The sequence below is a fragment of the Methylophaga sp. genome, assembly GCF_965655755.1.
Lineage (GTDB): Bacteria > Pseudomonadota > Gammaproteobacteria > Nitrosococcales > Methylophagaceae > Methylophaga.
Genome location: NZ_CBFHHW010000004.1, coordinates 70,082 through 73,614 on the forward strand (window position 1 = coordinate 70,082; position 3,533 = coordinate 73,614).

A 3,533-nucleotide genomic window follows, 5' to 3' on the forward strand; every position below is an offset into this window, starting at 1 on the left:
CAGAATCCAATATGGGCGAGAGTGAACTTGAATTGCCTGCAACCCCTGATGATGACAAATCTACTGAAAGTGCCAGTGGTGAAAAAGCAGGGTCAATGGAATCAGCAGAAAAAGCATTGACACAGATGATTAAATTACAGGAACAAATTTCTACGCTCCAAAAAGAAAAACAAGCGCTGGCGTCTCAGGTGGAAGCGTTAACCAAAGAAAACAGTGAGTTGAAGAATGAAATTGAAGTATATACCCGAGAAATGTCTTCTCCTGATGTCCCTTTGGATCAACTCATCAATACACCTAATTTACCGCGTGATTATCAACGTGATGATTATGCCAACACGCCAAAATTCGACCTGGAACCTAAGTGGGGAGAATTTGAATCCCCATCATCTGCGGGAAGATAATAATGGCTTTATTGCCAGAGACTTTTTAAGTCCTGTGTGGTTTGCCGATAATCGTCTGCCAGAGTAATAGCAGTGATCATTGCAACAGATCCGACACCGGTCGTTTTCAACTGCTTTGCCCGTTCATGATTGATGCCACCAATGGCCACAACCGGATATTTTCCTTTCAGTAAATGAACCCATTGATGGAGACGCTCAATTCCCTGCGGTGAGAACGGCATCTGTTTGCTCGTCGTTTCAAAAATAGGACCTAAAGCAACATAACTCGGGTTAACCGCTAAAGCCCTTGCCAACTCCCAATAGGAATGAGTTGAAATGCCTAAGCGTAAACCAGCATCGGCAATTTTTCCCAAATTGGCATCATGCAAATCTTCCTGGCCCAGATGCACACCATAAGCACCGTGTTCAATGGCTAATTGCCAGTGATCATTAACGAAGAAATTGACCGATTTTTTATCCAGATAAGAAATGGCCATTTTGATCTGCTTTTTCGTTTCTGCATCGGCCTTGTCTTTAATCCGAAGCTGGATTGTTTCAATGTCTTCCTCAACCAGTTTTTGAACCCAATCAACATTATCTACAACCGGATAAATCCCCAAACGTTCGGGACATGATGGAAAAGAATACTGCTGTCCGATCAGCTCTGACCGATAGCAAAGCTTGGGGATATCCTGTAATTCCAGCTCAAATTGGCTGTGAGTGATAACGTGATAAGGTCCTGAGCGCTGTGACAAACGGATACCCCGTGAAATATAAGCTTTAGCTAACACTACGGCATCGCGAATATCCTGGCCCGCAGCAAGCTGTGAGGCAATGGCTGATGCTAATACACAACCAGTTCCCCTGACATCAACGCTGTGTTTATCCTGATAACAATAAAATGAAGCAAGCTCGGATACAAAAAATTCAGTGGCATAACGGCTCGCTGAATGGCCGCCTTTTACCAGGCAGGCTTCTAACCCCCTCTCTCTGAGTGCTGCGACAGACTCTTCTGTTGAAGCCTCCACTGCCGAAAGCTGATGCAGTTCAGGGATGTTAGGGGTCAGCAGCGTGATATAGGGAAACAGGTGATCCACAATATAGCTTTGCACATCGTTATCCACTGTCACACCGCCGCTGCTAGTGGTCAAAACTGGATCAACAACCACTGGAATATCTGGGTGTTGCTGCAGTATTGTCAGTACGGTTTCTGCAATCGTCACGTTAGGAATTAAGCCGATTTTAATCGCTTTAATATCAAAATCCTCGACGCAATTATGATATTGAGCCAGCAGTTTTTCTGCATTGACAGCCCCCATCGCAGTCAATCCGACACTGCTTTGCTCTGTCATCGCTGTAATCAACGGTAAGGGATGACAATCATGATGTTGGACTGTGGCAATATCGGCAGCCACCCCTGCGCAACCTTGTGGATCTAAACCACCAATCAATAAAACAGCTGGTTTAGCCATGTTGTTGCCAGATGGGTTGATCGAGAGTGGGTGTACTGGGTTTGGCATTATCACGTTTTGGCATCACACCCGCTTCATAGGCAAGACGACCGGCGTTAATGGCATCCGCGAAAGCATACGCCATAATTTCAGGCTCCAAGGCTTCTGCCACAGCCGTATTGAGTAAAATGCCATCAAAGCCCATTTCCATTGCCTGCACTGCATCAGACGGTTTACCAATGCCAGCATCGACTAGCAAGGGAAGTTCAGGCAAACGTTCACGTAAGGTTTTAAGTGCATACGGATTCAACAAGCCCTGACCTGTTCCAATCGGAGCGCCCCATGGCATCAACACTTCGCATCCCAATTCCGCTAATTTTTGACACACGACCAAATCATCCGTGGTGTAGGGGAATACCTTAAAGCCATCTTCAATCAGAATTTTTGTGGCCTCCACCAACATAAACGGATCCGGCTGCAGGTTATAACTATCCCCCATCACTTCAAGCTTGATCCAGTCGGTATCAAACAGTTCGCGCGCCATATGCGCTGTTTTAACCGCTTCTTTGACGCTGTAACAGCCCGCGGTATTTGGTAATAGGTGACAGTTGAGATCCTCAATCATCTGCCAGAACTGATTGCCGCTTTTAGTATCGGATGGAATCTGCCTGCGTAACGATACAGTAATCACCTCAGCTCTTGAGGCACGAATCGCATCGATCATCACTTTCGGTGACGGGTAGAGAGCAGTACCGATAAACAAACGACTTCCCAGCTCCTGTCCATAGACTTTCCAATTAGATGCCTGCTTCATCCTAACCTCCACTTATCGGTGACATAATATCGACCTGATCACCGCTGTTAAGACGGGTATCTGACCAGCTTGATTTAGGCACAAATTCGTCATTGAGAACTACCACGAAGCGCCCCCCCATCATTCCTTTGCCTTCAAGAAAACTCTGCACCGTTTGATTCGCATCAATTGTTGTCGATTCGCCATTCACTTCAATGACTGTTTGATTAGATGTCATATAGCTCTCCGAACTGCATATGCTCTTCTCGACCTTCAAGCAAATACAGCAAATCCTCTATTACTGCAGGTCCAAACAAATAGCCATGCCGGTAAAAACCGTTGATCGCATAACCCCATGTCGTTTTTTTAATCGTCGGCATGTTGTCGGGTAATCCCGGTCGGCAGTGGGCCTTCATTTCCAGGATACGTGCTTCGGCAAATCCCTTATGCAGGCTGTATAAAGCCGACATCAGTTCTAAGCCACTACGGACACTGAGCTGGGATCGATCATCACTTTCAATCACGGTGGCTCCCAGCACATATTCGTTATCAGGCCGTGGAGCTAGATAAAAAGGATAACGTGGATGCATCAAACGAATCGCATGCTGAAAATTTACTTCCGGTGCATGAACACGAATCACTTCGCCACGAACGCTGCGTAAGTCCTGCATGTTCGGCTTGGCACCATTACCTCGACAGTCCAACACCGCATCAAAATGACCAGCATTGATACTGAAGTACTTCTGACAAAGTGCTGAAATTTCAGCATCATCCAATAAACCTATTTCGTCTGTCTGATGCCACTCACATTGCCTGGCCAGTATGTCGCCAATCTGCTGATACAGTTGTCGGTTATCAATACAGGCCTCTCGTTCAAACAACAAAGCCTGATCAAAGTTTTCACTCAGA

Annotated in this window: 5 protein-coding genes; 1 reads left to right on the forward strand and 4 read right to left on the reverse strand. The window is 46.1% G+C overall.

The window, feature by feature from the left end:
- The coding region (locus ACTF5U_RS02630) for a hypothetical protein (protein ID WP_438970085.1) at positions 1-401 on the forward strand (401 nt) is incomplete at its 5' end.
- 8 nt (positions 402-409) lie between these two features.
- Here the strand turns inward: ACTF5U_RS02630 and thiE are convergent.
- From thiE to ACTF5U_RS02650, 4 genes are all read right to left on the reverse strand, one after another.
- Positions 410-1,852, reverse strand: a complete 1,443-nt coding sequence (gene thiE, locus ACTF5U_RS02635; RefSeq protein WP_438970086.1) for a thiamine phosphate synthase — start codon at positions 1,850-1,852, stop codon at positions 410-412.
- Positions 1,845-2,645: a thiazole synthase gene (locus ACTF5U_RS02640; protein ID WP_438970087.1), complete on the reverse strand. Its 801-nt coding sequence runs from the start codon at positions 2,643-2,645 to the stop codon at positions 1,845-1,847. Before ACTF5U_RS02640 ends, thiE begins: the two co-directional genes overlap by 8 nt.
- A 1-nt stretch (position 2,646) precedes the next feature.
- Positions 2,647-2,862: a sulfur carrier protein ThiS gene (thiS, locus tag ACTF5U_RS02645; RefSeq protein ID WP_438970088.1), complete on the reverse strand. Its 216-nt coding sequence runs from the start codon at positions 2,860-2,862 to the stop codon at positions 2,647-2,649.
- Positions 2,852-3,533, reverse strand: a 682-nt coding sequence (locus ACTF5U_RS02650; protein WP_438970089.1) for an FAD-dependent oxidoreductase, incomplete at its 5' end; no start/stop codon positions are given. The genes ACTF5U_RS02650 and thiS, both read right to left, overlap by 11 nt.